This is a genomic window from Bacillus sp. JJ1127 (assembly GCF_036965845.1).
Lineage (GTDB): Bacteria > Bacillota > Bacilli > Bacillales > Bacillaceae_G > Bacillus_A.
This window is the reverse complement of sequence record NZ_JBALQK010000016.1, coordinates 1-532: the sequence shown is the minus strand read 5'-3', so window position 1 is coordinate 532 and position 532 is coordinate 1. Positions and strand designations below refer to the sequence as shown.

The 532-nt window shown below is 29.9% G+C and carries 1 protein-coding gene; it reads right to left on the bottom strand.

Annotated features, from left to right (window positions below; genetic code table 11):
- Positions 1-14 precede the first annotated feature (14 nt).
- Positions 15-532: enoyl-CoA hydratase/isomerase family protein (locus V7183_RS02450; protein WP_335358587.1), on the bottom strand; the 518-nt coding region annotated here is incomplete at its 5' end.

Here is a 532-nt window from a genome sequence, read left to right as displayed (position 1 = left end):
AAAGTTTCACTTTATTATGCATTAAGTAGATTGAAGAAGCGATTTACCTCTTCATCTGAAACATCACTTAATTGTTTATATTTATATTGTGGATTTTGATCTTTGTCGACTACGACTGAACGTACTCCTTCAAAGAAATCTTCGTGTCTCATGAAATTTTTAGCGAGTATGAGATCTGTTGCAAAGCATTCTTCTATTGATTTGTTTTTTCCATCACTTAATTGTTTTAATGTTACTTTTAATGAAAATGGAGATTTTGATAGTAATGTTTCTCTCGTTTTTAAAGCAAAGGTCCCATTATCTTTCTCTAATGAGTGGATGATCTCTTCAATTGTATGGAATGAAAAATATTTATCAATTTCTTCTAATAAGGAAGCAAGATCACTTTCTGTATTAGGAGTAGTTGCAAATTTATGAATGATTTCTTTTAAGGTAGTATGTACATCTTGACCGTTCCAGTTAACATTTTCAATTTCTGTAAGGAAAACAGGTAATGTATCAGATGTCATATAATAATCAGCAGCACTTATAT